Genomic DNA, 22,663 nt, shown 5'->3' with positions numbered 1-22,663 from the left:
CTTTGGGACGCAGAGCGTCCCGGGCTGCATTCCCACGCGGAGCGTGGGAACGATCGGGTGCGGAGGGGTCAGCTAAAGATTTTCTGCAAGAACGCTTTCATGTCCGCCCAGGATTTTTCATCCGCAGCTTTGTTGTAACCAATGTCCGGGCCACCATGCTCGCCATGGCTCAGGCGATCGGCATCCGGATTGGTGAAGCCATGCTTGGCGCCATCCAGACTGACGAACTTGTAGTCTGCCCCGGCCTTGTCCATTTCTGCCTTGAACGCGGTGACATTGTCCTGAGTGACCATGCTGTCCAGCGCACCGTGCTCGACCAGAATCTTCGCCTTCACACTGCCGGGCGTCGCCGGGGTCTTGGTCGCCAGCGCACCGTGGAAACTCCCCACGCCCGCCAGCGGTTCGCCTTGGCGCGCTGCGTTCAGCACCACCGCACCGCCGAAGCAGTAACCGATGGCGGCAATTTTATTGATGTCGGTCTGCGGCTGTTTCTTCAGCAAATTCAGCCCCGCCTCGAAGCGCTTGCTGGAAGCCGCCGCATCCTGAGTCGCCGCCTGCATGAACGCCATCGCATCTTTCGGGTGCTCGGTGTTTTTGCCTTCGCCGTACATATCGATCGCCAGGGCGCTGTAACCGAGTTCGGCGAGATCGCGAGCGCGGCGTTTGGCGTAGTCATTCAGGCCCCACCATTCGTGCACCACGACGACACCCGGACGCTTGCCTTCGATGGCGTCGTCATAGGCGTAGTAACCGATCAGTTTGGTGCCATCGGCGCTTTGATAGGGAATTTCTTCAGTCTTGATCGCTGCCTGAGTGAGGCTGCTGACGGCCAGCAAGGTGAGGGCGAGGAACAGGCGCATGGTCGGGTCTCCTGACAATAAAAGGTCAGATCAGCCTAGTTCATTTGGTTCAGGTCAGGTTCAGAGACGGTTCAGGGGCGGTACAGGGGGAGGTCAGTAACCTTGCGCCATACCCAAACAGCACTGTGAAAGAGGAAATACCCATGACTTTTAACAAACTGTTGCTGGCATTGACCGTAATGAGCGCCAGTATCGCGGCCCAGGCCGATACCACGTCTAACTTCGCCGGCCTGACCTTCGGCCAGACCAGTGACAAGATCAACAAATCCAGTTCGCTGAACAACAACCTCGATCATCCGAACGCCACCGGCGCGATTGACGGCAACAACACCTACGGCGTCCGCCTCGGTCAGCAAAACAGCCAGGGTCGCTACTACGCTACTTACGACAACGTGTCGGGCTCGCACAATGGCATTAAACTGCGTCAGGAAAATCTGTTGGGCAGCTACGATCTGTTCTACCCGGTGGGCGGCAGCACCAAGTTGTTCGGCGGTGCAACGGCCGGTCTGACCAAACTGACCCAGGAGTCGCCAGGCTTTAGCCGCGACAGTGATATCGGTTATGCCGTCGGCGGTCAGCTCGGTGTGTTGCAGCAAGTATCGCAGAACACCTCGGTCGAACTCGGTTACCGTTACCTGCGCAGCAACGCCAGCACCGAGATGAGTGAGCGCGGCGGCAACAAGCAAGGCTCGCTGGATTTGACCAGCAGCGCCCAGACTTACCTGTCGGCCAACTACAATTTCTAAGGAGTTGCCAGCAGGTTCAATGTGGGAGCGAGCCTGCTCGCGAAAGCGGTGAATCAGTCGATCAATTTATCGACTGACACACAGCCTTCGCGAGCAGGCTCGCTCCCACAGGTGTGTGACTGGAGATTCTGATTTGCCCGGGAGAGTGTTATGAAACTGTTGGTCGTCGAAGATGAAGCGCTGTTGCGCCATCACCTGCAAACCCGCCTCACGGAGAGCGGTCACGTGGTCGAGTCCGTGGCCAATGCCGAAGAGGCGCTGTACCAGACCGGACAGTTCAACTTTGACCTGGCGGTGATCGATCTCGGCCTGCCGGGCATGGGCGGTCTCGACCTGATTCGCCAGTTGCGCGCGGGCGGCAAGACCTTCCCGATCCTGATCCTCACCGCGCGCGGCAACTGGCAGGACAAGGTCGAAGGCCTCGCCGCCGGCGCCGATGACTACGTGGTCAAACCGTTCCAGTTCGAAGAACTCGATGCGCGCCTGAATGCCTTGCTGCGCCGCTCCAGCGGTTTCACTCAGTCGACCATCGTCGCCGGGCCGCTGCTGCTTGACCTCAATCGCAAACAGGCGACTCTCGACGAACAACCGCTGGCGCTGACGGCCTATGAGTACCGCATCCTCGAATACCTCATGCGCCACCATCAGCAAGTGGTGCCCAAGGATCGCTTGATGGAACAACTCTACCCGGATGACGACGAGCGCGATCCGAATGTCATCGAAGTGCTGGTCGGCCGTCTGCGCCGAAAACTCGAAGGCCCGGCCGGTTTCAAGCCGATCGACACCGTGCGCGGTCTCGGTTACCTGTTCAATGAGCGCTGCACTTGATTCGTTCTCTTCGCGTTCGCTTGATGCTCGCCGCCACCACGCTGGCGGTGTTGTTCATGCTCGCCTTGCTGCCGGCAATGCAAGGCGCCTTCAGCCTTGCGTTGCAGGATTCGATCGAGCAGCGCCTGGCGTCTGACGTGACCACGCTGATCTCGGCCGCACGCATCGAAAACGGTCGGCTGGTGATGCCCAATCAGTTGCCGGACGAGCGCTTCAATCTCACCGACTTCCGTTTGCTCGGTTACATCTACGACCGCGAAGGACATCTGGTCTGGCGCTCGAAAGCCACCCAGGAAGAGCAGATCAACTACAAACCGCGCTACGACGGCCTCGGCAACGAGTTCGCGCGGATCCGCGAGGCCAACGGTCAGGAATTCTTCGTTTACGACGTTGAAGTCAAACTGCTCGGCGGCAAAAGTGCGGCGTTCAGCATCGTCGCCCTGCAACCGGTGCGCGAGTACGAAACCACCCTCGAAGGCCTGCGCGAGAATCTCTACCTCGGTTTTGGTGCAGCCTTGCTGGTGTTGCTGGCGCTGTTGTGGATCGGGCTGACCTGGGGCCTCAAAGCCTTGCGCCAACTCAGTCAGGAACTCGATGAAATCGAGGGCGGCACCCGCGACAGCCTGACCGAACAACATCCCCGCGAACTGCTGCGCCTGACCGGCTCGCTCAACCGTTTGCTGCACAGCGAGCGGCAACAGCGCAGCCGTTATCGCGATTCTCTCGATGACCTCGCGCACAGTCTGAAAACCCCGCTGGCGGTGCTGCAGGGCGTCAGTGAAGACATGGCCCAGCGTCCTGAAGAACGCGATCAGGCCTGGGTGCTGCAAAGCCAGATCGAACGCATGAGCCAGCAGATCAGCTACCAATTGCAACGGGCCAGTTTGCGTAAAAGCGGTCTGGTACGACATCAGGTGCGCCTGCAACCGGTGCTGAAAAGCCTCTGTGACACGTTGGATAAGGTCTATCGCGACAAACGTGTGCGAGTGGCATTCGATCTACCCGAGCATTGCTACGTGCCGATCGAGCAGGGCGCGCTGCTGGAGATGATGGGTAACCTGTTGGAAAACGCCTATCGCCTGTGTCTGGGCGAAGTGCGCATCAGCGTGCGCGAAAGCTTGGCCGGAGTTGAACTGTGTGTGGAAGACGACGGCCCCGGTGTGCCGCCGGATCAGCGCGCGCGGATTCTCGAGCGTGGTGAACGCCTGGATGCTCAGCACCCGGGGCAGGGGATCGGCTTGGCGGTGGTCAAGGACATCATCGAAAGCTACAACGCCAAACTGGCCTTGGGTGATTCACCGATGGGCGGGGCGGCGTTCAGGATTCATTTTCCGGCGGTGTGATCGGGAGTTGCCCTCACCCTAACCCTCTCCCAGAGGTAGAGGGGACTGACCGAAGTGTCTTGCGAAAATGATCGACCTGAGCGATTTGCAGCGAATATGGATTCAATAGAGAGCTTGCAGGTCGGCGTATTTCTCAAGCATCCCCCAATCAGTCCCCTCTCCCCCCCGGGAGAGGGTTAGGGTGAGGGGCTTTTGATTTAGCGCCTCACTGCTCCTGCGCCCGATAAGCCCCCGGCGTCAGCCCCGTCCACTTCTTGAACGCCCGGTGAAATGCCGACGGCTCAGAGAATCCCAATTGTTCGGCAATCTGTTGCAAAGACAGATCCGCCCGGCCCAAATGATAGATGGCGATATCCCGCCGTAGCTGATCCTTCAATTCCTGAAAACTGCTGCCTTCCTCACGCAAATGCCGGCGCAGGGTCTGTGGGCTGATGTGCAAGTGCGCCGCCACTGCCTCCAGATCCGGCCAGTTAGCATTGTCGCGGCTGAGCAAGCGGCGCAGGCGACTGCTGAGGCTATCGCCATCGTCCGGACGTGAGAGCAGGTCGGCGGGGGAGCGTTCGAGGAAATGTTTGAGCGTGCGTTCGTCCTGCAATAGCGGCATAGACAGATAGCGGCTGTGGAATAAAAGGCTGCTTTGATCAGTGCCGAAGGTCAGCGGGCAGGGAAACAGCAGATCGTATTCGGCGCCATGCTCGGGGCGCGGATAGCTGAAACTCGCCTGTTCGAGGCGAATCCGCTGACCGATCAGCCAACTGCCGAGGCGATGCCAGATCACCAGCAGGCTCTCAGTGAGAAAGTGATCTGGATCCCACAACGGTGAGTCGTCGAGGCTCAGGCGCACCCATTCGTCTTCGCGCGTCAGGCTCAGGCGCGGGGCTTCGGGGAATAGGCTATAAAACAATAAACCGCGTTGCAGGGCTTTCTCCAGATTGCGGCAGTGAATCGAGGCGTGGCACATCATGGCGAAACTGCCGGGTTTGCTTGGCGCGTTGCCGAAACCCAGGTATTCGTCATCCAGCGCCAGCCACAGGCCCTGAATCAACCGGGTGAATTGTTCCGGGGCAATGCGCGCGCGAGGCTCGTCGAGCAATTGCGGGCTGATGCCCAATTGCAGCAGCAGGCCCGAGTAATCGAAACCCACGCGGCGCGCGCCACCGAGGGCGGCACGGGCAAAATGACTGGCGATGGTGCGTTCGCGCATAAGCGGTAGATCCTTCCTCAAGCGCCGGATGGTAGCCGGGGGGGATACGGGCAACAAGGCGGATTTCCGCCAAATTGTAGGACGAGAAGCGGCGAGTTGGCGGAAATCCGCCACGTCTGAGTCACAGGATGGTGACATCCGTAGACCCGTTACCCCTGATATCAAAAGGCTTGCTGGCAATCGCACCAAAGTGGCACGACGTTTGCGATACAAGCCACAGAAGCGTGCGTTTGGCCCTGATGGAAAACGCTGCTCCAACAACAAATCCCTCCAGTGCAGGAGGGTTCGCAATTAAGGTTTCGCGGCCAACAGATGGATGTTGCCACGCGGGACGCTTGAGGAAACCTGCAATGACGACTCGTCAGCCACTGTACAAATCCCTGTATTTCCAGGTGATCGTTGCCATCGCCATCGGCATCCTGCTTGGTCACTTCTATCCTCAGACCGGTGTGGCCCTCAAGCCGCTGGGTGACGGGTTCATCAAACTGATCAAAATGGTCATCGCCCCGATCATCTTCTGTACCGTTGTCAGCGGCATCGCCGGCATGCAGAACATGAAGTCCGTGGGCAAGACCGGCGGCTACGCGCTGCTGTACTTCGAAATCGTTTCCACCATTGCCCTGCTGATCGGTCTGATCGTGGTCAACGTTGTGCAACCGGGCGCCGGCATGCACATCGACGTCACCACCCTGGACGCCTCGAAAATCGCCACTTATGTGACGGCCAGTAAAGACCAGAGCATTGTCGGTTTCCTCCTCAATGTAATCCCGAACACCATCGTCGGCGCGTTCGCCACCGGTGACATCCTGCAAGTGCTGATGTTCTCGGTGATCTTCGGCTACGCCCTGCATCGCCTGGGTTCGTACGGTCGTCCGCTGCTGGACATGATCGATCGCTTCGCCCACGTGATGTTCAACATCATCAACATGATCATGAAACTGGCGCCGCTGGGTGCTTTCGGCGCGATGGCCTTCACCATCGGTGCCTACGGCGTCGGCTCGCTGGTGCAACTGGGCCAGTTGATGATCTGCTTCTACATCACCTGCATCCTGTTCGTGGTGGTGGTGCTGGGTGCGATCTGCCGTGCTCACGGTTTCAGCGTGTTTAAACTGGTGCGTTACATCCGTGAAGAACTGTTGATCGTACTGGGCACGTCCTCGTCGGAATCGGCACTGCCACGCATGCTGATCAAGATGGAGCGTCTCGGCGCGAAGAAATCCGTAGTGGGTCTGGTGATCCCGACCGGTTACTCGTTCAACCTCGACGGTACTTCGATCTACCTGACCATGGCGGCCGTGTTCATCGCTCAGGCGACCGACACCCACATGGACATCACCCACCAGATCACTCTGCTGCTGGTGCTGCTGCTGTCGTCCAAAGGCGCTGCCGGTGTAACCGGTTCGGGCTTCATCGTACTGGCAGCGACCCTGTCGGCGGTAGGTCACCTGCCGGTGGCCGGTCTGGCGCTGATCCTTGGTATCGATCGCTTCATGTCCGAAGCTCGCGCACTGACCAACCTGGTCGGTAACGCGGTAGCCACCATCGTGGTTGCCAAGTGGGTCAAGGAGCTGGATACCGATCAGCTGCAATCCGAGCTGGCCTCGGGCGGTCGCGGTATCTCCGACGAGCGTGAAGAAGACGACCTGGGTGTGGCTGAAGGCCCAACCCCAAGCAATGTGAAATAAGCACTGCTTGCCTGGAAAAACCCGCTTCGGCGGGTTTTTTCTTGCCTGTTGTTTGAGCGTAACGGTCACACCCGCTGACATTTCCGGTGATTGCCGTGCGCGGCATCGCTGCCTAGGCTGAGTGCATCGCTTAAGGAGTTCGCCCATGTCCGCACCGCTGGCCTCACTGAAGATCCTCGATTTCTCGACGCTGTTGCCGGGGCCGTTTGCCTCGCTGTTGCTGGCGGACATGGGCGCCGAGGTGCTGCGCATCGAATCACCGACACGCCTGGATCTGCTGCGGGTATTGCCGCCCCATGATGGCGGAGTATCGGCCAGTCACGCCTACCTCAATCGCAACAAGCGCAGCCTGGCACTGGACCTGAAACAGCCCGAGGCGTTGGAAGTGGTCAAGCAGTTGCTCGGCGATTACGACATCGTTCTCGAGCAGTTTCGCCCCGGTGTGATGGAACGTCTGGGGCTGGGTTACGAAGCACTGAAAGCGATCAATCCAAAACTGATCTACGTGTCGATCACCGGTTACGGCCAGACCGGGCCGTACAAGGAGCGCGCCGGGCATGACATCAATTATCTGGCACTGGCGGGGCGGGCCCGTTACACCGGCCGCGCCGAAAGCGGGCCGCTGCCGCTGGGCAGGCCGGGGGCGGGTGTCGCTGGTGGGTCGTTGCACGGGGGGATCGGCGTGTTGGCCGCTGTGGTTGCGCGGCCGCAAACGGGGCAGGGCACGCATCTGGACGTGAGCATGACCGACTGCGCGTTCAGTTTGAATGCCATGGCTGGCGCTGGGTATCTGGCCTGTGGCGCAGAGCCAGGATGGGAAGATCAGATGCTCAATGGCGGCAGTTTTTACGACTACTACCGCTCGCGGGATGGGCGCTGGATGTCGGTGGGCAGTCTGGAGCCGGCCTTCATGCAGCCACTGTGCGCCGCGCTGGGGCGGCCGGAGTTGGCGGCGCTGGGATTGTCGCCCAAACCTGAGCAGCAGCGACAATTGAAATACGCGCTGACGGTCGAGTTTGAAAAGCATGATTTTGCTGAACTGTGCGAGTTGTTTGCCGGGATCGATGCGTGTGTCGAGCCGGTGTTGAACTTGGCAGAGGCGGTGCGCCATCCGCAGTTGCGGGCGCGTGAACTGGTGACGCAGGTGCCGCGCGGGGATGGCACCACGCAGGCGCAGATGGCGTGTCCGTTGAGGTTTTCCGAGGAGTTACCGGCGCCGCGGCATGTCGGGGCGGTGTTGGGGCAGCATACGGATCAGGTGTTGGGGGAGTTGGGGTTCAGTGTTGAGCGGATTGCCGAATTGCGAGCCTTAAAGGTAGTTGCGTAGCTCGTTCCCACGCTCTGCGTGGAAATGCATCCCGTGACGCTCTGCGTCACAGTGGACGCGGAGCGTCCATGGCGGCGTTCCCACGCGGAGCATGGGAACGATCAGGGAGTCATTCGACGCGCATCTCACCACTGAACACCAAGGTACTGCGGCAGCGCCGACACAAATACCGCCGCCCCTGCCGCACCAGGCTATGGCGCTGCGCCGAAAACGGGAAATCACTGTCGGCGCACGGGCATTTGTAGATGTAACGAGTCACGCTGCGCCGCTTGATTGCGTAGGTGTGGCAGCGATCCGGCGGCAGTTCGTAAACCCCGCGCATGATCAGTTGCCACTCCTCGCCATGGGGCTGGATACGGTCGCCAAACAACTGATGAGCGATCAGGTGCGCAACTTCGTGGGCCACGGTCTGCTTTAGGAAGTGTTCGGCGTTTTCCCGGTACAACTGCGGGTTGAAGCGCAGCAGGTTCTCGTGCAGATGCGCGACACCGGCTTTTTGCCCGCGCAGCTTGAGGCTGACAACAGGGCGTGGGAAAGAACGTTTGAAAAAGGATTCGGCGAGTTGGTAACAGTCTTCGACGCGGGTATTGAGTTGCTCGGGCATGCTTGATGGATCTCCAGAGACGTCGAGTATGCCGCAACGCCTTGGACTTGCGAATCGTCGAGCTGCCGAATGGTCATCCTTGAAACGACAAGGCCGCCTTGCGGCGGCCTCGGATTGGCTTGGCGAGTCAGTTGGTATAGACGGGACCAACGCCCAGCCCCCACACAATCACGGTAAACGCCATGATGGCGACCAGCACCACCAGACCCACGGCCAGCACTGAGCTGGAAAACAGAAAGCCTTCGTCCGATGGAATATTCATGAACGTCGGCAGGCCCACGTACAGCAGGTAAACCGTGTAGCAGATGGCCGCCGTGCCGACGATCATTCCCAGCCACATATGCGGATACAGCGCCGCCAGCCCGCCGACAAACAACGGTGTCGCGGTATAAGTGGCAAACGCCACGCAGCGAGCCAGACTCGGATTGGCGTCATAGGTCCGGGCCATCCAGTGCACGAAGGCACCCATGACCGCGACCCCGCCGAGCATCGCCAGGTACGACATGACGGTCATCCAGATCGCGCTTTCGACGGTGAGCATCACCGGCGCGCGGTTACCAATCACCCAGCCGACCTGGGTGGTGCCGATAAACGCCGAGATTGCCGGAATCGCCGCCAGAATCAGCGTGTGCGTCAGGTACATGTGGCTGATGCTTTCCTCTTGGTCGCCACGGATTTCCTTCCATTCCTGATCGGGGTGGGTGAAAAGTCCCACTACGTGATGGATCATGCCAGTCACTCCTCTTGTTATTGCCATCGCCCCCCAACGGAGCGCCTACGGGCCAAGGTGGCCGAGCAAATACAGGTCTTCAGATGTGTGCGACCTTATGTCGCAGTATAGAAAGGTCTTACCCGCACAGGTATTAGGGGCTTAGAGCAAATCGCGCTGTAAACAAGTGGCTTAATCGCCGCGCAGTCTTGACGAGCCCCCGTAGGAGCTGCCGAAGGCTGCGATCTTTTGATCTTGTTTTTAAAAATCAAAATCAAAAGATCGCAGCCTTCGGCAGCTCCTGCACGAATATGCATTTCGGAATGCGACCGGTCGGTATGCTTCGCCCACGCCGGGTTTTTGCGTAAAATGCCGGCCTTTCGTCACACCTCACGGATTTCGCGTCATGGGCACTCTTACGGTCAACCAGAACAAACTGCAAAAGCGCCTGCGCCGCCTGGCCGGCGAAGCGGTTGCTGACTTCAACATGATTGAAGACGGCGACAAGGTCATGGTCTGCCTGTCCGGGGGCAAGGACAGCTACACCATGCTCGACGTGCTGCTGCACCTGCAGAAGGTTGCACCGATCAAGTTCGAGATCGTCGCGGTGAACATGGACCAGAAGCAGCCGGGCTTCCCCGAGCATGTGCTGCCGGCCTATCTGAAAGAGCTGGGCGTCGAGTATCACATCGTCGAGAAAGACACTTACTCGGTGGTCAAGGAACTGATTCCGGAAGGCAAGACCACTTGCTCGCTGTGCTCGCGCCTGCGTCGCGGCACGCTGTACACCTTCGCCGACGAAATCGGCGCGACCAAGATGGCCCTCGGTCATCACCGCGACGACATCGTCGAGACGTTCTTCCTCAACATGTTTTTCAACGGCAGCCTCAAGGCGATGCCGCCGAAGCTGCGCGCCGATGACGGCCGCAACGTGGTAATCCGTCCGTTGGCGTACTGCAACGAGAAAGACATTCAGGCTTACTCGGATTTGAAAGAATTCCCGATCATCCCGTGCAACCTCTGCGGTTCGCAGGAAAACCTGCAGCGTCAGGTGGTCAAGGAAATGCTTCTGGACTGGGAGCGCAAGACCCCCGGTCGAACTGAAAGCATCTTCCGCAGTCTGCAGAACGTGATCCCGTCGCAACTGGCCGACCGCAACCTGTTCGACTTCACCAGCCTGAAGATCGACGAGACCGCAGCTTCGCGCTTTGTGAACATCGTCAATCTGTAAACCCATTTCAAATGTGGGAGCGAGCCTGCTCGCGAAAGCGGTGTGTCATTCAACTGAATTTGTTGACTGGTACTCCCACTTCGCGAGCAGGCTCGCTCCCACATTGGTTTCTTCGCTTCATTCAATAGGAGAGGGCATGCGCGATTACAAGTGGCTGCACGAATACTGTCTGAACCGCTTCGGTTCGGCGGCTGAACTGGAAGCCCATCTGCCCGTTCCCAAGACTCCCGCGCAATTGCGCAAGATCAGCGACGATCGCTACCTCTCGACCATGGCCCTGCGCGTGTTCCGTGCCGGCCTCAAGCACAGTCTGGTCGACGCCAAGTGGCCGGCCTTCGAAGAAGTGTTCTTCAAGTTCGACCCGGAAAAAGTCGTGCTGATGAGCGCCGAGCACCTTGAGCGTCTGATGCAGGATGCGCGAATCATTCGCCATCTCGGCAAACTGAAAAGCGTGCCGCGCAATGCGCAGTTCATTCTTGATGTCGAGAAAGAGAAGGGCAGTTTTGGCGCGCTGATCGCCGACTGGCCGGTGACCGATATCGTCGGTCTGTGGACGTACCTGAAAAAGCACGGTCATCAATTGGGCGGACTGTCGGCGCCACGCTTTTTGCGCATGGTCGGCAAGGATACCTTCGTGCCGAGCTACGACGTGGTCGCGGCGCTGAACGCACAGAAGATCGTCGACAAGGTGCCGACCAGTCTGCGCGATCTGAAGATTGTGCAGGACGTGTTCAACCAGTGGCATGAACAAAGTGGCGGGCGGCCGATGAGCCAGATTTCGATGATGCTCGCTTACACCGTCAATCATTGAGTCAATCCGATCGTTCCCATGCTCCGCGTGGGAATGCCGCCCGGGACGCTCCGCGTCCCTGAGACGCAGAGCGTCTCTGGATGCATTCCCACGCAGAGCGTGGGAACGATCGAATGTAGGAGCTGCCGAAGGCTGCGATCTTTTTCCATCAGGCGACGGAGATTTCCCCCTCGCCAGCCAACTTGCGATTCAACTGATACCGCCACCGCACATACAGCAGTGCCGAGCAGAACAGCGCCAGGCTCGCGACCATTTCCAGCACACCAAACAACTGCCGGTTCGGGTCATACGCCGCCAGTGCGCCTTTGATGAAATACAGATTCACCACAAAACACATCCACGAATGGCCACGGGCGCTGCCCATGATCATCGCCGGTGCGAGGACGATCCATGGGATCAGTTCGATCAGCAGAATCACCCACGGCCGCGCACCGTGCAGGTCGGCGAACAGCAGGTAGTAGGCGGCGAGCAAACCGGCGAGAGCGAAAAAACTCAGCAGGCTGACCACCCGCATCGCTTTTACTCGTGGCTCCAGCCATTCGATGGAAGGCAAAACCTTCGGCTTCTTCGCCACTGTCAGCCCTCCAGTTTTTGCGCAATTTTGGCCAGGCGCAAGCCGAGGGCGCGACACAGTGCGACTTCGTGCTGATCCAGACCACTTTTGCCGTCAGCCCCGGCGTGGTGGCTAGCGCCATAAGGCGTGCCGCCACCCTGGGTTTCCAGTAGCGCCGATTCGCTGTACGGCAGGCCGGTGATCAGCATGCCGTGGTGCAGCAGCGGCAGCATCATCGACAGCAGGGTGGTTTCCTGGCCGCCGTGCAGGCTGGCGGTAGAGGTGAACACACCGGCCGGTTTGCCGACGAGGGCGCCGGTCAGCCACAGGTTGCTGGTGCCGTCGAGAAAGTATTTCAGCGGCGCGGCCATGTTGCCGAAACGTGTCGGGCTGCCCAGCGCCAGGCCGGCACAGTTTTTCAGATCATCGAGCGTGGCGTAGAGCGCGCCCTCATCCGGAATGTCTGGCGCTACGGCTTCGCACTCGGTGGAGATCGCCGGTACGGTGCGCAGGCGCGCTTCGAGGCCGGCCTGTTCGACGCCGCGCGCAATCTGCCGCGCCATCTCGTTGGTGGAGCCACTGCGGCTGTAATACAGCACCAGAATGTACGGCGCGCTCACGGTAGCAACTCCAGGATTTTTTCCGGCGGACGCCCGATCACCGCTTTGTTGCCGACTTCGAGAATCGGTCGTTCCATCAGCTTGGGGTGCTGGGCGATAGCGTCGATCAATTGCGCTTCGCCGAGGCTGTCATCAGCGAGTTGAAGCATTTTGTATTCATCTTCTCCGGTGCGCAGCAACTGACGCGCGCTGATCCCGAGTTTGCCGAGCAGGGCCTTGATTTGCGCCGCGTTCAATGGGGTTTCGAGGTAGCGCACGACGTTTGGTGTCAGGCCGCGGGCTTCAAGAAGCTCCAGCGCACCGCGGGATTTCGAGCAGCGCGGATTGTGATAAAGCGTCAGATCGGTCATGGCGGGTCGCTTCTGGCGTAAAGTGGCGGCTATTCTAACTGTGCAGCGCGCAATCCAGAACTGTCAGAGGCGATGGGTCGCAGGCGCGTTTAAATTTTCACAAGGAACACGACATGACACGGCGATTGGCAGCGGCATTGACGGTTATCGGGGCGTTGATGCTGGGGGGCTGCGGCAATGATTACGGGATCGATCAGAATGGGCAGAAAGTCGCCTCCGAACGTTTGGACAAACAGTGGGTGGTGCTCAATTACTGGGCCGAATGGTGTGGTCCTTGCCGAACCGAAATCCCGGAACTCAACCATTTGGCCGATGAGCTCAAAAGCAGGAATGTCGGTGTGTTCGGGGTCAATTTCGACAATGTGCAGGGCGCGGAACTGAAAGAGGCGAGCGAGAAACTCGGCATCAAGTTCACCGTGCTGGCGCAGGATCCGGCGGAGTTGTTCGAGTTGCCGCGCAGGGAGGCACTGCCGGTGACGTATATCATCGACAACAAAGGCAAGGTACGTGAGCAGTTGATGGGTGAGCAGACGGCGGCGGGGGTGCTGGCCAAACTCGAAGCGTTGCAGGCGACCCAGTAACGTCAAAAGCCCCTCACCCCAGCCCTCCCGAAACGTCGGACCGCCCGTAGGGAGAGGGGGCCGACCGAGGTGTCTGGCGAGTTACATCGACCTGAGAGATCGAGTTGATTGTGGATTCGTCAAAACCAGATCAGCTCGATTAGGCAGTCGCCAGAGTGGGATTCGGTCAATTATGGATTCGGCGAAAACCTTCCAGGTCGGCGTACCTCTCCAATATCCCCCAATCAGTCCCCTCTCCCTCTGGGAGAGGGCTAGGCGGGCGGCGTTCCGATGAGGGCTTGGCGGTCTTGAGACTCAACCCTCTTCCAGCCACCAGCGCAACGGTTTGCCTTCAGCCGGCCAGAAGCGCATCTGCTCGATTGGCGAGATGTCCCAGCGCTGGACATGTTCCAGCGCCTGCAGGAAGCGTTGTTCCTGCTCCATCAGCGCCGGAGCGCAGAGCTTGCGGGTCTTGCCGATCTTGCCGAAGGTGATCTTGTCACCTTCAAGGGTGTACGGCGCGAACCAATGGTTGCAGCCACCGTTGCCATAGGCACGGCCATCTTCACCGAGGGTGATGGTCAGGTGGCTGTAATCCATCAATGGCCGTTCGCCGATCCACTCCAGAATGTAGCTGCGGTTTTGCTGCAGTTGCACTGGCTCCGCAGCGCAGCCTGCCAAACCGACACCGACCAGAGCGGCCAGGGCAAGGCGTTTCATCATGCCGGCTCCTGGCATTTCGGGCACAGGTGCTTGTCGCCGACGGCTTTCCAGCCCAGCTCGGCGATGCGCGCGGTGGCGGCCGGTTTCTCGGCGGCTTTGCCGAGTTTGGCATCCACGGCGAACTCGAAGCTCAGCTCTTTGGCGCAGCTGTCGCAGTTGACCTGCCAGGTGTGGATGGCCAGTTCGCCGAACACCGGGCCTGTGGTCATCGCGGTCCATTGGCCCGGCGGGGTGATCAGGTGGCGGACGGTGTCGACGGTCAGGCGCATGGACAAATCCTTGCTGCCTTTGAGGGTGACCAACAGGACATCACCGATGCGGATCGAACCACCGTTACCGGTGACCTGATAGCGGCCCGGAACCAGGGCGCGGCATTCGGTGAGGGTGTGTTGCGGGTTCATCAGGGTGTAGCGGAAATCGTGTTCGACCATGGGTCCTCCAAATATGCGCGACATGCTAGCACGGGCTCGATTGCAGAATGATGTGCGCTTGCGACCTTCGATCCGGTTCAAATCGACAGGCGCTCATGGCAAACTGCCGCCCCTCGACTCTGAAGGAACGGAACATGGCGCTGATCGAATGTTATGAATGCAAGCGGAGCATCAGTTCCGAAGCCGCGGCGTGCATTCATTGTGGGGCTCCGATGGCGGAGCAGATCGTTCGCGCTCATGCGCAGACGGTCGCGGCAGCAGAACCGGCACCTGCGCCTGCTAAGCCTTCGACGATCTCTTTTGGCAGCCTGCCGCGCAACAAGGCAGTTCCGGAAGCCGTGGCACCCCCTGCGCCGGAGCCGTTACCGAAAGTCATGCCGGCAGCGGCGGGGCGTCGGCGCCGGCAGCCAGTCGAACAGCCGGCGCCAGCGTTTCAAACGCAGACCAATGCCGATGGCAGCCGTCCGGTAGAAGGCTGGCTGAAGATCATGATCTTCCTGCTGCCGATGGTTTTTGTCTGGTTTCTGCTGCGCAGCGGGCACTCGATGAAGCAGCGCTTTTTCGGCTTTGGCTGGCTGGCTCTGTTGATCCTGGCGTCCACGCTGTCGCCAAAGTAAACCGTCAGGCCATCAACCCTCGACCTGGTTTTGCGGTGCACCTGCCGCCCAGGTCGCAATGTTGTGCAGTGTGGTCGCGGCGATCGCGCCGAGTGCTTCATGGGTCAGGAACGCCTGATGCGCGGTGATGATCACGTTAGGAAAGGTCAGCAAGCGCGCCAGCACGTCGTCCTGCAACGGCAGGTCGGAGCGGTCCTCGAAAAATATCTGCGCCTCTTCTTCGTACACATCCAGCCCGAGATAACCCAACTGCCCGTCCTTTAAGGCGTCGATCAGCGCCGGCGTGTCGACCAGACCACCGCGTCCGGTGTTGATCAGCATCGCACCGGTCTGCATGTGCGCCAGCGAGTCGCGGTTGATCAAGTGTTTACTGTGCTCGTTGAGCGGGCAGTGCAGGCTGATGATGCGCGATTGCGCAAGCAGTTCGGGCAGGCTCAGATAACGCGCGCCCAAGGCCACGACCTCCGGGTTCGGATACGGGTCGTAAGCCAGCAGTTGGCAACCAAAGCCGTGCATGATTTTTGCGAACGTCGCGCCGATCTGTCCGGTGCCGACGATGCCGACGGTCTTGCCGACCAGATCGAAACCGGTCAGACCGTGCAGGCTGAAATCGCCTTCGCGGGTGCGGTTATAGGCGCGATGCAAACGTCGATTCAGGGCCAGAATCAACGCGACAGCATGTTCGGCCACGGCATGTGGCGAGTAGGCCGGGACGCGCACGACGCTTAGCCCAAGGCGTTTGGCCGCGATCAGGTCAACATGGTTGAAACCCGCCGAGCGCAGGGCAATCAGGCGCGTGCCGCCAACGGTCAGGCGCTCCAGTACCGGCGCGCTGAGGTCATCGTTGATAAAAGCGCAAACCACTTCGTGGCCGTCGGCCAGTGCGGCAGTGTCGAGGCTGAGTCGAGCCGGCTGGAAATGCAATTCGATCCCGCTTGGGCAAGCGGCACCGAGGAAGCTGTCGCGGTCGTAGGTCTGGCTGCTGAAAACGATCGTGCGCATGAAATCCTCCTGGAGCATCGACGCGGGCGCAAATCACCCGCGACCACTGTAGCGCCCTGCTGTATTGCCGGCATTGCCGTGGATCAGGCGCTGATCTTCGCCTGCGTGGCCAGACGATTGATTGCCCGCTCCAGTTCATCGAGCGCCATCAAAGCTTTCGGATCCTCTTGTTTGAGCAGGGTTTCACTGCGTTGGCAGGCTGCGCGCAACTGCGGCACACCACAGTAACGTGTCGCGCCATGCAGGCGATGGACACGCTCGAGCAGAGCATTCTGGTCGTGGTTGTCGCGTGCCGTACGGATGGCTTCGCGGTCAGCTTCCAGTGAGGCGAGCAGCATCGCCAGCATGTCTGCCGCCAGATCCGCCTTGCCGGCCGCCAGACGCAAGCCTTCCTCATGATCGAGCACCGGCAGTTCGTGATTGCCCAAGGCGCTTTCGCTGGAGCGCTCCGGCCCTTGATTGCGCAAGGCCAGACCGGTCCATTTCAATACGACTTGAGCCAATTGCCGTTCGCTGATCGGTTTGGTCAGGTAGTCGTCCATGCCGCTTTGCAGCAGCGCGCGTTTTTCGTTGGCCATGGCGTGGGCGGTGAGGGCGACAATCGGCAGCGGCGTGCAATGCCGTTCGCTTTCCCACTGGCGGATGGTTTCGGTGCTCTGGCGCCCGTCCATACCCGGCATCTGCACGTCCATCAGCACCAGGTCAAAAGATTCGCTCTGCACCGCTTTGACGGCGGCATAGCCGCTTTCCACGGCGAGAACCTTGGCGCCCATGTCTTCGAGCAGGGTCTGCACCAGCAACAGGTTGGCCGGGTTGTCGTCGACGCAGAGCACTTTCGGTGCGCGGCTCGACAGCGGTTCGCCCGGCTCATTGCGCGGCTGGCGCGGGTTGGCCAGATCCGACAACGCGCGGCGCAGTTTGCGCGTGCACGCCGGTTTGGCCTGGAGCTGGCTATGCGGGTTCGGTACCGAGAGATGGAACAGCGTCTGCTCGGTGGTCGGGCACAGCACCAGCACTTTGCAACCAAGGTGTTCGAGGTCCCAGATGTGCTGGTTCAAACGTTCCGGGAGCATGTCGTTGCTGGTGATGCCGAGCACCGCCAGATCAATCGCCTGATCGGTCTGATGCGCGCCGGTGACGCCATTGGTCAGGCTTTCGAGGGTGTTGAACGTGGTGACATCGAGGCCGCAGTCTTCCAGTTGATGCTGCAGGGCCTGACGCGCCAGTTCGTGGTTTTCCAGCACTGCCACGCGGCGTCCGAGCAGCGGCGCCGAAGGCAGGTCCTCGGCATCGTCGCGGGTCTTTGGCAGGTTCAGGCTGATCCAGAATTCCGAACCTTCGCCCGGCGTGCTGTCGACACCGATTTCACCGCCCATCTGCTCGATCAGGCGCTTGGAAATCACCAGCCCGAGGCCAGTGCCGCCAGGTTGGCGCGACAACGAATTATCGGCCTGACTGAAAGCCTGGAACAGCGCACGGACATCCTGATTCGACAGACCGATGCCGGTGTCCTGAATGCTGATGCGCAGTTGCACGCTGTCTTCGTGTTCTTCTTCAAGCATCGCGCGGGCGACGATGGTGCCTTCGCGAGTGAACTTGATCGCGTTGCTGACCAGGTTGGTGAGGATCTGTTTGAGGCGCAGCGGATCACCGACCAGCGACAGCGGCGTGTCGCGGTACACCAGGCTGACCAGTTCCAACTGCTTGGCGTGAGCGGCGGGGGCAAGAATGGTCAGGGTGTCTTGCAGCAGGTCACGCAGGTTGAACGGAATATGGTCGAGCACCAGTTTGCCGGCCTCGATTTTCGAGAAGTCGAGGATCTCGTTGATAATGCCTAACAGGCTGTCGGCGGATTTTTCGATGGTGCCCAGATAGTCGAGCTGGCGCGGGGTCAACTCGCTTTTCTGCAATAGATGGGTGAAGCCGAGAATGCCGTTGAGCGGCGTGCGGATCTCGTGGCTCATGTTGGCAAGAAATTCGGATTTGATCCGGCTGGCTTCCAGTGCCTCTTTACGCGCCAGATCCAGTTCGATGTTCTGGATCTCGATGGTTTCCAGATTCTGCCGGACGTCTTCGGTGGCCTGATCGACGCTGTGCTGCAGTTCTTCGCGGGCGTTCTGTAACGTTCCGGCCATACGGTTGATGCCCGACGCCAGCTCATCCAGCTCCTGACTGCCGAGCGGCGGCAGACGGGTTTCCAGGTGGCCGTCCTTGAGTTGTGCGACGGCCTGTTTGATCTGGCTCAGCGGGCGGTTGATGGTGCGGCCCATGCGCAACGCCAGCAACGCCGCTCCGGCAAGACCGGCGGCGATCAGCAACAGGCTGGCAAACAGGCTGCGATAACCGCGCAGCAGCATGCCGTTGTGCGACAGCTCCAGTTCCACCCAGCCGAGCAGACGATCGGACTCTTCGGGGATCAGTTCTCCGGCGAGATTACGGTGCTTGCCGAACACCGGCATCAGGTAGCGCGTCGCGTCATTGCCGCTGCGCCGTTGCAATTGCGCGCTGTCGCCGCTGGGTGCCTGATTGAGCATGGTCGGGCCGGCGTGGGCCAGCGGCGAGCGATCCGGCGCAAGGAAAGTGACGGCGCGCACGTCCGGTTGTTCGAGGGACTGGGTGGCGATGCGCTCGAGCAATTCATTGTTGCCGTGGCCCATGGCCGGCGCCACCAGCGGGGCCAGTTGCTCGGCGATCATTTCGCCGCGCTGCATCAACTGGGTCTGCAAGTCGGACTGCTGCGCCCAGGTGAAATAACCACCGAGCACTAGCGCCATCAGGCTGGTCGGCAACAAGGTCAGCAACAACACGCGACCTTTGATTCCCAGTTTCTTGAGCACACCTATCTCCTGCATCCCGCTGAACTGTTGACTCATGCGTGCATCCGGCACGCGACATTGGCGCAGTGTAGCGATTTGCTCGCAGGCAATCTCCGGAAAAATGCGCTCGGGTCGGTTCAGGGCGCAGAGGCTCGTTGGTCCGATAGGACATCCTTGGGTTGCCCGATGCCCGGCAATCTTGAATAATCGCCCTCAACTGAGAATTACTTGCAGATAGTCATGACTCCTGTTCCCGCTGCCCAGCCACGCATACTTTCCATCGAGGACGATCCGGTTCTCGGCGCCTATGTTCACGAACATCTGGGTCGCAGCGGCTTTCAGGTGACCTGGTGCCAGAACGGCCAGGAAGGTCTGAGCATCGCCAGGCGCCAGCCGTTCGACGTGGTACTGATGGATATTCTGCTGCCGGGCATGGACGGTTTGAACGTACTGACGCAATTGCGCCAGAGCCATTCGACGCCGGTGCTATTGATGTCGGCTCTCGGTGCCGAGGCGGATCGCATCAGCGGTTTCCGTCTGGGCGCCGACGACTATCTACCCAAACCGTTCAGCATGGCCGAGCTGCATGTACGCATCGAAGCGATCCTGCGCCGGGTTGCGCTGGATCGGCGCCCGGCATCGCTGGCGGCGCCCGTGGCGGCCGGTACGCTGCGGTTCGACGATGAACGGTGCGATGTGCTGTTCGGCGAGCAAGCCGCCGGGCTGACCCGCAGCGAGTTCCGTTTACTGGAAACCCTCAATCGCAATGACGAGGAAGTGCTGAGCAAAGCCTTCCTTTATCAGCACGTTTTACAGCGCGGCTACGCGGCCCACGACCGCAGCCTCGACATGCACATCAGCCAGATCCGCCGCAAACTGAAAGCCATCGGTTACACCGAGCGTGAAGTGCGCACCGTGTGGGGCAAGGGTTACGTTCTGAGCGCGGCCGATGAAACGCTCTGAACTGCCGGGGCGGCATTCGCTGTTCTGGAAACTGGCGTTTCTGCTGGTCGCGTTCTGTCTGCTGATGATCTGGTTGAGCTGGTCGTGGGGCCGTTATATGGAGGAGCGCAACCAGTTCCTCTCCGACGAAGCGCGGGGCACGCTCAGTCGTTACGCCTCACAGGCCGAGCAGGCGTGGCAGCACGGCGGCCGCAGCGGGGTCGATGACTGGTTGCAGAGCATGGAGTTGCGTGAAGCCAGTTGGGTCGGCGTCATCGGTGGCAACTTGCAGTCGCTGAGCAGCGATCCGCTGAATGAACAGGAAATCCAGCACCTGACGTTCTTGCGCGGTCTTGACTGGCCGATCCACAAACAGAACCGGCCGTGGCTGCGCATACCTTTTCCCAAAGAGCCGTCCGCCGGCAGCCTGGTGATCGAATTGCCCGAGCGATTTCTGCCGGGTAAATATCGGCTGTTCTGGCGCGTCATCACCAACGGCGTGATTCCGGGGTTGTTCACTTTGCTGCTGTGCGTCGGTCTCTATCGTCTTCTGGTAGTGCCGCTGAACAACTTGCGTGAACAGGCCAACGCTTGGCGCGCCGACCAGTTGAATGTGCGCCTGTCGAGCGGCATCACCCAGCGGCCGGATGAGCTTGGAGAGCTGGCGCGAGCGTTCGACTCGATGTCCGAGCGCCTGCAATCGACCGTGGCTCTGCAACAGCAACTGCTGCGTGATCTGTCCCACGAATTGCGCACGCCGCTGAGCCGTTTGCGTGTCGCCAGTGAAAGCGAACAGGGTCTGATGCAACTGCGCGAGCGCATCGGTCGTGAAGTTGACGGTATGCAACGGCTGGTCGAAGACACCCTGCAACTGGCCTGGCTCGATACCGACCGCACGCCGCTGCCCGAGGAAGCGATCCAGATTCAGGCCCTGTGGGAAATGCTCACGGACAACGCCTGTTATGAAAGCGGCTGGCCGAGCCTGCAATTGCAGTGTTCGGTCGAGGCGTCGTGCTGGGTGCGTGGCAATCTGAATACGCTGGCGCAGGCGCTGGAGAACATTCTGCGTAACGCGATTCGGCATTCGCCTGCGGGTGGGGTCGTGCGACTGGATGGACGGCGCGACGGCGATTTCTGGCATCTGTGGCTGGAAGATCAGGGCGGCGGCGTAGCGGAAGGGGATCTGGAGCGGATCTTCTCGCCGTTCACCCGCCTCGACGGCTCGCGGCCCGGCGACGGTGGATTCGGCTTGGGCCTGAGCATCGCGCGCAATGCCGTGCAGCGTCAGGGCGGAAGTATTTGGGCGGAGAATAGCGGGGCGGGGTTGCGGTTGAATTTGCGGTTGGTGGCTGACGATGGCGTTGCGCCGACTGACGCCTTCGCGAGCAGGCTCGCTCCCACATTGGATCTCGGTTCGCCGCAGGTTGTGTGATCAACGCAGATCTCCTGTAGGAGTGAGCCTGCTCGCGATGTAGTCCATTCGGGTGGCCAATCCTGATGGCTTGCCGGAGCGCTCGCCTTTTTTTGTACGACATTTCCCAAGTTGCATCGGCGGTCATTTCAAGCTTCCTGAAGGGGTTAGGCTCGTGCTTCACCTGATCTTCAAGGAATTGCGCATGACTGTATCCAGCGTTACTGGCAACCCGGATGGCGAACGTTTCAACGAAGTGCTCGCGTTGATTCACAGTTCCAGACATAAGGCCATGCAAGCGGTCAATACACAGCTGATTGAGCTTTATTGGCAGGTGGGGGCGCATATCAGTCGTAAGATTGAGCAGGCGGAGTGGGGCGATTCGGTCATAACTCAACTGGCCGCACATCTGGCGTATACCCAACCGGGCTTGCGTGGGTTCACCCGACCAAATCTGTTCCGAATGCGCCAGTTTTATGAAACCTATCGGGATGATCCAATTGTCTCACCACTGGTGAGACAATTGCCGTGGACTCATAACATGATCATTTTGAGCCAAAGCAAACACCCGGAAGAGCGTGGGTTCTACCTGCGAATGGCCGTTCAGGAACAGTGGTCGAAGCGCGAACTGGAACGCCAATTCAAGTCTGCTTTGTTTGAGCGAAGCGTCACCGATCCTGCAAAAGCCTCCGCCGCACTGAAACAAAATCATCCCGAAGCTCTCGAGATATTCCGCGATTCCTACATGGTCGAATTTCTCGACTTGCCCGCTGCTCATTCCGAAACCGATCTGCACCAGGGGCTTCTTTCACGTCTCAAGGCGTTCCTTATTGAGCTCGGTCGCGACTTCTGCTTTGTCGGTTCCGAATATCCACTGCAGGTCGGCGGCCGGGATTTCTCTCTCGACCTTCTGTTTTTCCACCGAGGGCTCAACTGCCTTGTAGCCATTGAACTCAAGGTCGGCCGTTTTGAGCCGGAATACCTCGGTAAGCTGGATTTCTATCTGGAGGCGCTGGATCGCAATGTCCGCAAGCCTCACGAAAGTCCGGCCATCGGTGTCCTGCTGTGTGCAAGCAAGGAAGATGAGGTCGTCGAGTACGCCCTCAATCGCAGTCTTTCGCCCGCATTGATAGCGCAATATCAAACCTGTCTGCCGGATAAGCAGTTGCTGCAGGCCAAGTTGCATGAGTTTTATGCAATGGATACGGCGCCAGCAGAAAATAGCGACTAACCGCTGCTTATTCCCATAAGCCATAAGCACCGCACTTTGCGTGATATGGCCTGCGCGGG

General features: G+C 59.8%; 23 protein-coding genes. 12 read left to right on the top strand and 11 right to left on the bottom strand.

The window, feature by feature from the left end:
* Window positions 1–68: 68 nt before the first annotated feature.
* On the bottom strand, window positions 69–860 hold the full coding sequence (locus AK821_RS22070; protein ID WP_064391635.1) for a dienelactone hydrolase family protein: 792 nt from the start codon (window positions 858–860) through the stop codon (window positions 69–71).
* A gap of 143 nt (window positions 861–1,003) precedes the next feature.
* On the opposite strand from AK821_RS22070, the gene AK821_RS22065 reads away from it, so the two are divergent.
* The 3 genes from AK821_RS22065 (at window position 1,004) to AK821_RS22055 (ending at window position 3,777) form a co-directional block, all read left to right on the top strand.
* On the top strand, window positions 1,004–1,606 hold the full coding sequence (locus tag AK821_RS22065) for an outer membrane beta-barrel protein (protein WP_064391634.1): 603 nt from the start codon (window positions 1,004–1,006) through the stop codon (window positions 1,604–1,606).
* A gap of 150 nt (window positions 1,607–1,756) precedes the next feature.
* On the top strand, window positions 1,757–2,434 hold the full coding sequence (locus AK821_RS22060; protein WP_016987432.1) for a response regulator transcription factor: 678 nt from the start codon (window positions 1,757–1,759) through the stop codon (window positions 2,432–2,434).
* Window positions 2,431–3,777, top strand: a complete 1,347-nt coding sequence (locus AK821_RS22055) for an ATP-binding protein (RefSeq protein ID WP_064391631.1) — start codon at window positions 2,431–2,433, stop codon at window positions 3,775–3,777. The genes AK821_RS22060 and AK821_RS22055 overlap by 4 nt, the downstream gene beginning before the upstream one ends.
* Window positions 3,778–3,982: 205 nt before the next feature.
* On the opposite strand, the gene AK821_RS22050 is transcribed toward AK821_RS22055, so the two are convergent.
* Window positions 3,983–4,981 carry an AraC family transcriptional regulator gene (locus tag AK821_RS22050; RefSeq protein ID WP_064391629.1) on the bottom strand — a complete coding sequence of 333 codons (999 nt, stop codon included), beginning with the start codon at window positions 4,979–4,981 and terminating at the stop codon, window positions 3,983–3,985.
* 350 nt (window positions 4,982–5,331) lie between these two features.
* Here AK821_RS22050 and AK821_RS22045 point away from each other — a divergent pair, with 350 nt between their 5' ends.
* Both AK821_RS22045 and AK821_RS22040 read left to right on the top strand, forming a co-directional pair.
* On the top strand, window positions 5,332–6,666 hold the full coding sequence (locus AK821_RS22045) for a dicarboxylate/amino acid:cation symporter (protein ID WP_064391627.1): 1,335 nt from the start codon (window positions 5,332–5,334) through the stop codon (window positions 6,664–6,666).
* 145 nt (window positions 6,667–6,811) lie between these two features.
* Window positions 6,812–7,993, top strand: coding sequence for a CaiB/BaiF CoA transferase family protein (locus AK821_RS22040; protein WP_064391626.1), 1,182 nt, complete (start codon window positions 6,812–6,814; stop codon window positions 7,991–7,993).
* Between the two features lie 109 nt (window positions 7,994–8,102).
* On the opposite strand, the gene AK821_RS22035 is transcribed toward AK821_RS22040, so the two are convergent.
* The gene (locus tag AK821_RS22035) at window positions 8,103–8,597 is read right to left on the bottom strand and encodes a SprT family zinc-dependent metalloprotease (RefSeq protein WP_064391623.1); all 495 of its coding nucleotides are present in this window, start codon (window positions 8,595–8,597) and stop codon (window positions 8,103–8,105) included.
* Between the two features lie 127 nt (window positions 8,598–8,724).
* Window positions 8,725–9,327, bottom strand: coding sequence for a Yip1 family protein (locus AK821_RS22030; RefSeq protein WP_053122787.1), 603 nt, complete (start codon window positions 9,325–9,327; stop codon window positions 8,725–8,727).
* Window positions 9,328–9,712: 385 nt separating this feature from the next.
* Here AK821_RS22030 and ttcA point away from each other — a divergent pair, with 385 nt between their 5' ends.
* Both ttcA and AK821_RS22020 read left to right on the top strand, forming a co-directional pair.
* Window positions 9,713–10,537: a tRNA 2-thiocytidine(32) synthetase TtcA gene (ttcA, locus tag AK821_RS22025; protein WP_064391621.1), complete on the top strand. Its 825-nt coding sequence runs from the start codon at window positions 9,713–9,715 to the stop codon at window positions 10,535–10,537.
* A 136-nt stretch (window positions 10,538–10,673) separates the two neighbouring features.
* Complete coding sequence (locus tag AK821_RS22020; RefSeq protein WP_064391620.1) at window positions 10,674–11,348, top strand: DNA-3-methyladenine glycosylase I; 675 nt, start codon at window positions 10,674–10,676, stop codon at window positions 11,346–11,348.
* Window positions 11,349–11,496: 148 nt separating this feature from the next.
* Here the strand turns inward: AK821_RS22020 and AK821_RS22015 are convergent, their stop codons facing one another.
* The 3 genes from AK821_RS22015 to arsC are packed head-to-tail and all read right to left on the bottom strand — an operon-like array spanning window position 11,497 to window position 12,871.
* Window positions 11,497–11,922, bottom strand: coding sequence for a DUF2069 domain-containing protein (locus AK821_RS22015; protein WP_064391618.1), 426 nt, complete (start codon window positions 11,920–11,922; stop codon window positions 11,497–11,499).
* 2 nt (window positions 11,923–11,924) lie between these two features.
* Window positions 11,925–12,521: an NAD(P)H:quinone oxidoreductase gene (gene wrbA / locus AK821_RS22010; RefSeq protein ID WP_064391616.1), complete on the bottom strand. Its 597-nt coding sequence runs from the start codon at window positions 12,519–12,521 to the stop codon at window positions 11,925–11,927.
* Window positions 12,518–12,871, bottom strand: coding sequence for an arsenate reductase (glutaredoxin) (arsC, locus tag AK821_RS22005; RefSeq protein ID WP_064391614.1), 354 nt, complete (start codon window positions 12,869–12,871; stop codon window positions 12,518–12,520). The genes wrbA and arsC overlap by 4 nt, the downstream gene beginning before the upstream one ends.
* A 113-nt stretch (window positions 12,872–12,984) precedes the next feature.
* Here arsC and AK821_RS22000 point away from each other — a divergent pair, with 113 nt between their 5' ends.
* A complete protein-coding gene (locus tag AK821_RS22000) occupies window positions 12,985–13,452 on the top strand; it encodes a TlpA disulfide reductase family protein (RefSeq protein ID WP_064391612.1) in 468 nt (155 codons plus the stop codon).
* Between the two features lie 294 nt (window positions 13,453–13,746).
* On the opposite strand, the gene AK821_RS21995 is transcribed toward AK821_RS22000, so the two are convergent.
* Complete coding sequence (locus AK821_RS21995) at window positions 13,747–14,151, bottom strand: META domain-containing protein (protein ID WP_064391610.1); 405 nt, start codon at window positions 14,149–14,151, stop codon at window positions 13,747–13,749.
* A complete protein-coding gene (locus AK821_RS21990; RefSeq protein WP_064391608.1) occupies window positions 14,151–14,585 on the bottom strand; it encodes a hypothetical protein in 435 nt (144 codons plus the stop codon). Before AK821_RS21990 ends, AK821_RS21995 begins: the two co-directional genes overlap by 1 nt.
* Before the next feature lie 134 nt (window positions 14,586–14,719).
* Between AK821_RS21990 and AK821_RS21985 the strand changes: the two genes are divergently transcribed.
* Window positions 14,720–15,202, top strand: coding sequence for a hypothetical protein (locus AK821_RS21985; protein ID WP_064391606.1), 483 nt, complete (start codon window positions 14,720–14,722; stop codon window positions 15,200–15,202).
* 12 nt (window positions 15,203–15,214) lie between these two features.
* On the opposite strand, the gene AK821_RS21980 is transcribed toward AK821_RS21985, so the two are convergent.
* Together AK821_RS21980 and AK821_RS21975 are read right to left on the bottom strand one after the other, a co-directional pair.
* Window positions 15,215–16,204 carry a 2-hydroxyacid dehydrogenase gene (locus AK821_RS21980; protein ID WP_064391604.1) on the bottom strand — a complete coding sequence of 330 codons (990 nt, stop codon included), beginning with the start codon at window positions 16,202–16,204 and terminating at the stop codon, window positions 15,215–15,217.
* A gap of 83 nt (window positions 16,205–16,287) precedes the next feature.
* Window positions 16,288–19,041 (bottom strand): response regulator, encoded by a 2,754-nt coding sequence (locus AK821_RS21975; RefSeq protein WP_064391688.1) that lies wholly within the window; start codon window positions 19,039–19,041, stop codon window positions 16,288–16,290.
* 219 nt (window positions 19,042–19,260) lie between these two features.
* Between AK821_RS21975 and AK821_RS21970 the strand changes: the two genes are divergently transcribed.
* From AK821_RS21970 to AK821_RS21960, 3 genes are all read left to right on the top strand, one after another.
* Window positions 19,261–19,983 carry a response regulator transcription factor gene (locus AK821_RS21970; protein WP_064391603.1) on the top strand — a complete coding sequence of 241 codons (723 nt, stop codon included), beginning with the start codon at window positions 19,261–19,263 and terminating at the stop codon, window positions 19,981–19,983.
* Window positions 19,970–21,394 (top strand): sensor histidine kinase, encoded by a 1,425-nt coding sequence (locus tag AK821_RS21965; RefSeq protein ID WP_064391601.1) that lies wholly within the window; start codon window positions 19,970–19,972, stop codon window positions 21,392–21,394. Before AK821_RS21970 ends, AK821_RS21965 begins: the two co-directional genes overlap by 14 nt.
* A gap of 184 nt (window positions 21,395–21,578) precedes the next feature.
* Window positions 21,579–22,604, top strand: a complete 1,026-nt coding sequence (locus AK821_RS21960; protein ID WP_064391600.1) for a PDDEXK nuclease domain-containing protein — start codon at window positions 21,579–21,581, stop codon at window positions 22,602–22,604.
* Window positions 22,605–22,663: the final 59 nt, after the last annotated feature.

Source organism: Pseudomonas sp. RIT-PI-r (genome assembly GCF_001297015.1).
Classification (GTDB): Bacteria; Pseudomonadota; Gammaproteobacteria; order Pseudomonadales; family Pseudomonadaceae; genus Aquipseudomonas.
The sequence above is the reverse complement of the archived record's forward strand: the minus strand, read 5'-3'. Positions and strand labels throughout refer to the sequence as shown.

Coding starts and splice junctions, on each gene's coding strand:
- AK821_RS22060 (WP_016987432.1), top strand. CDS start 1,757: ATGAAACTGTTGGTCGTCGAAGATGAAGCGCTGTTGCGCCATCACCTG.
- AK821_RS22045 (WP_064391627.1), top strand. CDS start 5,332: ATGACGACTCGTCAGCCACTGTACAAATCCCTGTATTTCCAGGTGATC.
- AK821_RS22000 (WP_064391612.1), top strand. CDS start 12,985: ATGACACGGCGATTGGCAGCGGCATTGACGGTTATCGGGGCGTTGATG.
- AK821_RS21960 (WP_064391600.1), top strand. CDS start 21,579: ATGACTGTATCCAGCGTTACTGGCAACCCGGATGGCGAACGTTTCAAC.
- AK821_RS22020 (WP_064391620.1), top strand. CDS start 10,674: ATGCGCGATTACAAGTGGCTGCACGAATACTGTCTGAACCGCTTCGGT.
- AK821_RS21985 (WP_064391606.1), top strand. CDS start 14,720: ATGGCGCTGATCGAATGTTATGAATGCAAGCGGAGCATCAGTTCCGAA.
- AK821_RS22035 (WP_064391623.1), bottom strand. CDS start 8,597: ATGCCCGAGCAACTCAATACCCGCGTCGAAGACTGTTACCAACTCGCC.
- ttcA (WP_064391621.1), top strand. CDS start 9,713: ATGGGCACTCTTACGGTCAACCAGAACAAACTGCAAAAGCGCCTGCGC.
- AK821_RS21995 (WP_064391610.1), bottom strand. CDS start 14,151: ATGAAACGCCTTGCCCTGGCCGCTCTGGTCGGTGTCGGTTTGGCAGGC.
- AK821_RS22050 (WP_064391629.1), bottom strand. CDS start 4,981: ATGCGCGAACGCACCATCGCCAGTCATTTTGCCCGTGCCGCCCTCGGT.
- AK821_RS21970 (WP_064391603.1), top strand. CDS start 19,261: ATGACTCCTGTTCCCGCTGCCCAGCCACGCATACTTTCCATCGAGGAC.
- AK821_RS21990 (WP_064391608.1), bottom strand. CDS start 14,585: ATGGTCGAACACGATTTCCGCTACACCCTGATGAACCCGCAACACACC.
- AK821_RS21980 (WP_064391604.1), bottom strand. CDS start 16,204: ATGCGCACGATCGTTTTCAGCAGCCAGACCTACGACCGCGACAGCTTC.
- AK821_RS22040 (WP_064391626.1), top strand. CDS start 6,812: ATGTCCGCACCGCTGGCCTCACTGAAGATCCTCGATTTCTCGACGCTG.
- AK821_RS22030 (WP_053122787.1), bottom strand. CDS start 9,327: ATGATCCATCACGTAGTGGGACTTTTCACCCACCCCGATCAGGAATGG.
- AK821_RS22065 (WP_064391634.1), top strand. CDS start 1,004: ATGACTTTTAACAAACTGTTGCTGGCATTGACCGTAATGAGCGCCAGT.
- AK821_RS22070 (WP_064391635.1), bottom strand. CDS start 860: ATGCGCCTGTTCCTCGCCCTCACCTTGCTGGCCGTCAGCAGCCTCACT.
- arsC (WP_064391614.1), bottom strand. CDS start 12,871: ATGACCGATCTGACGCTTTATCACAATCCGCGCTGCTCGAAATCCCGC.
- AK821_RS21965 (WP_064391601.1), top strand. CDS start 19,970: ATGAAACGCTCTGAACTGCCGGGGCGGCATTCGCTGTTCTGGAAACTG.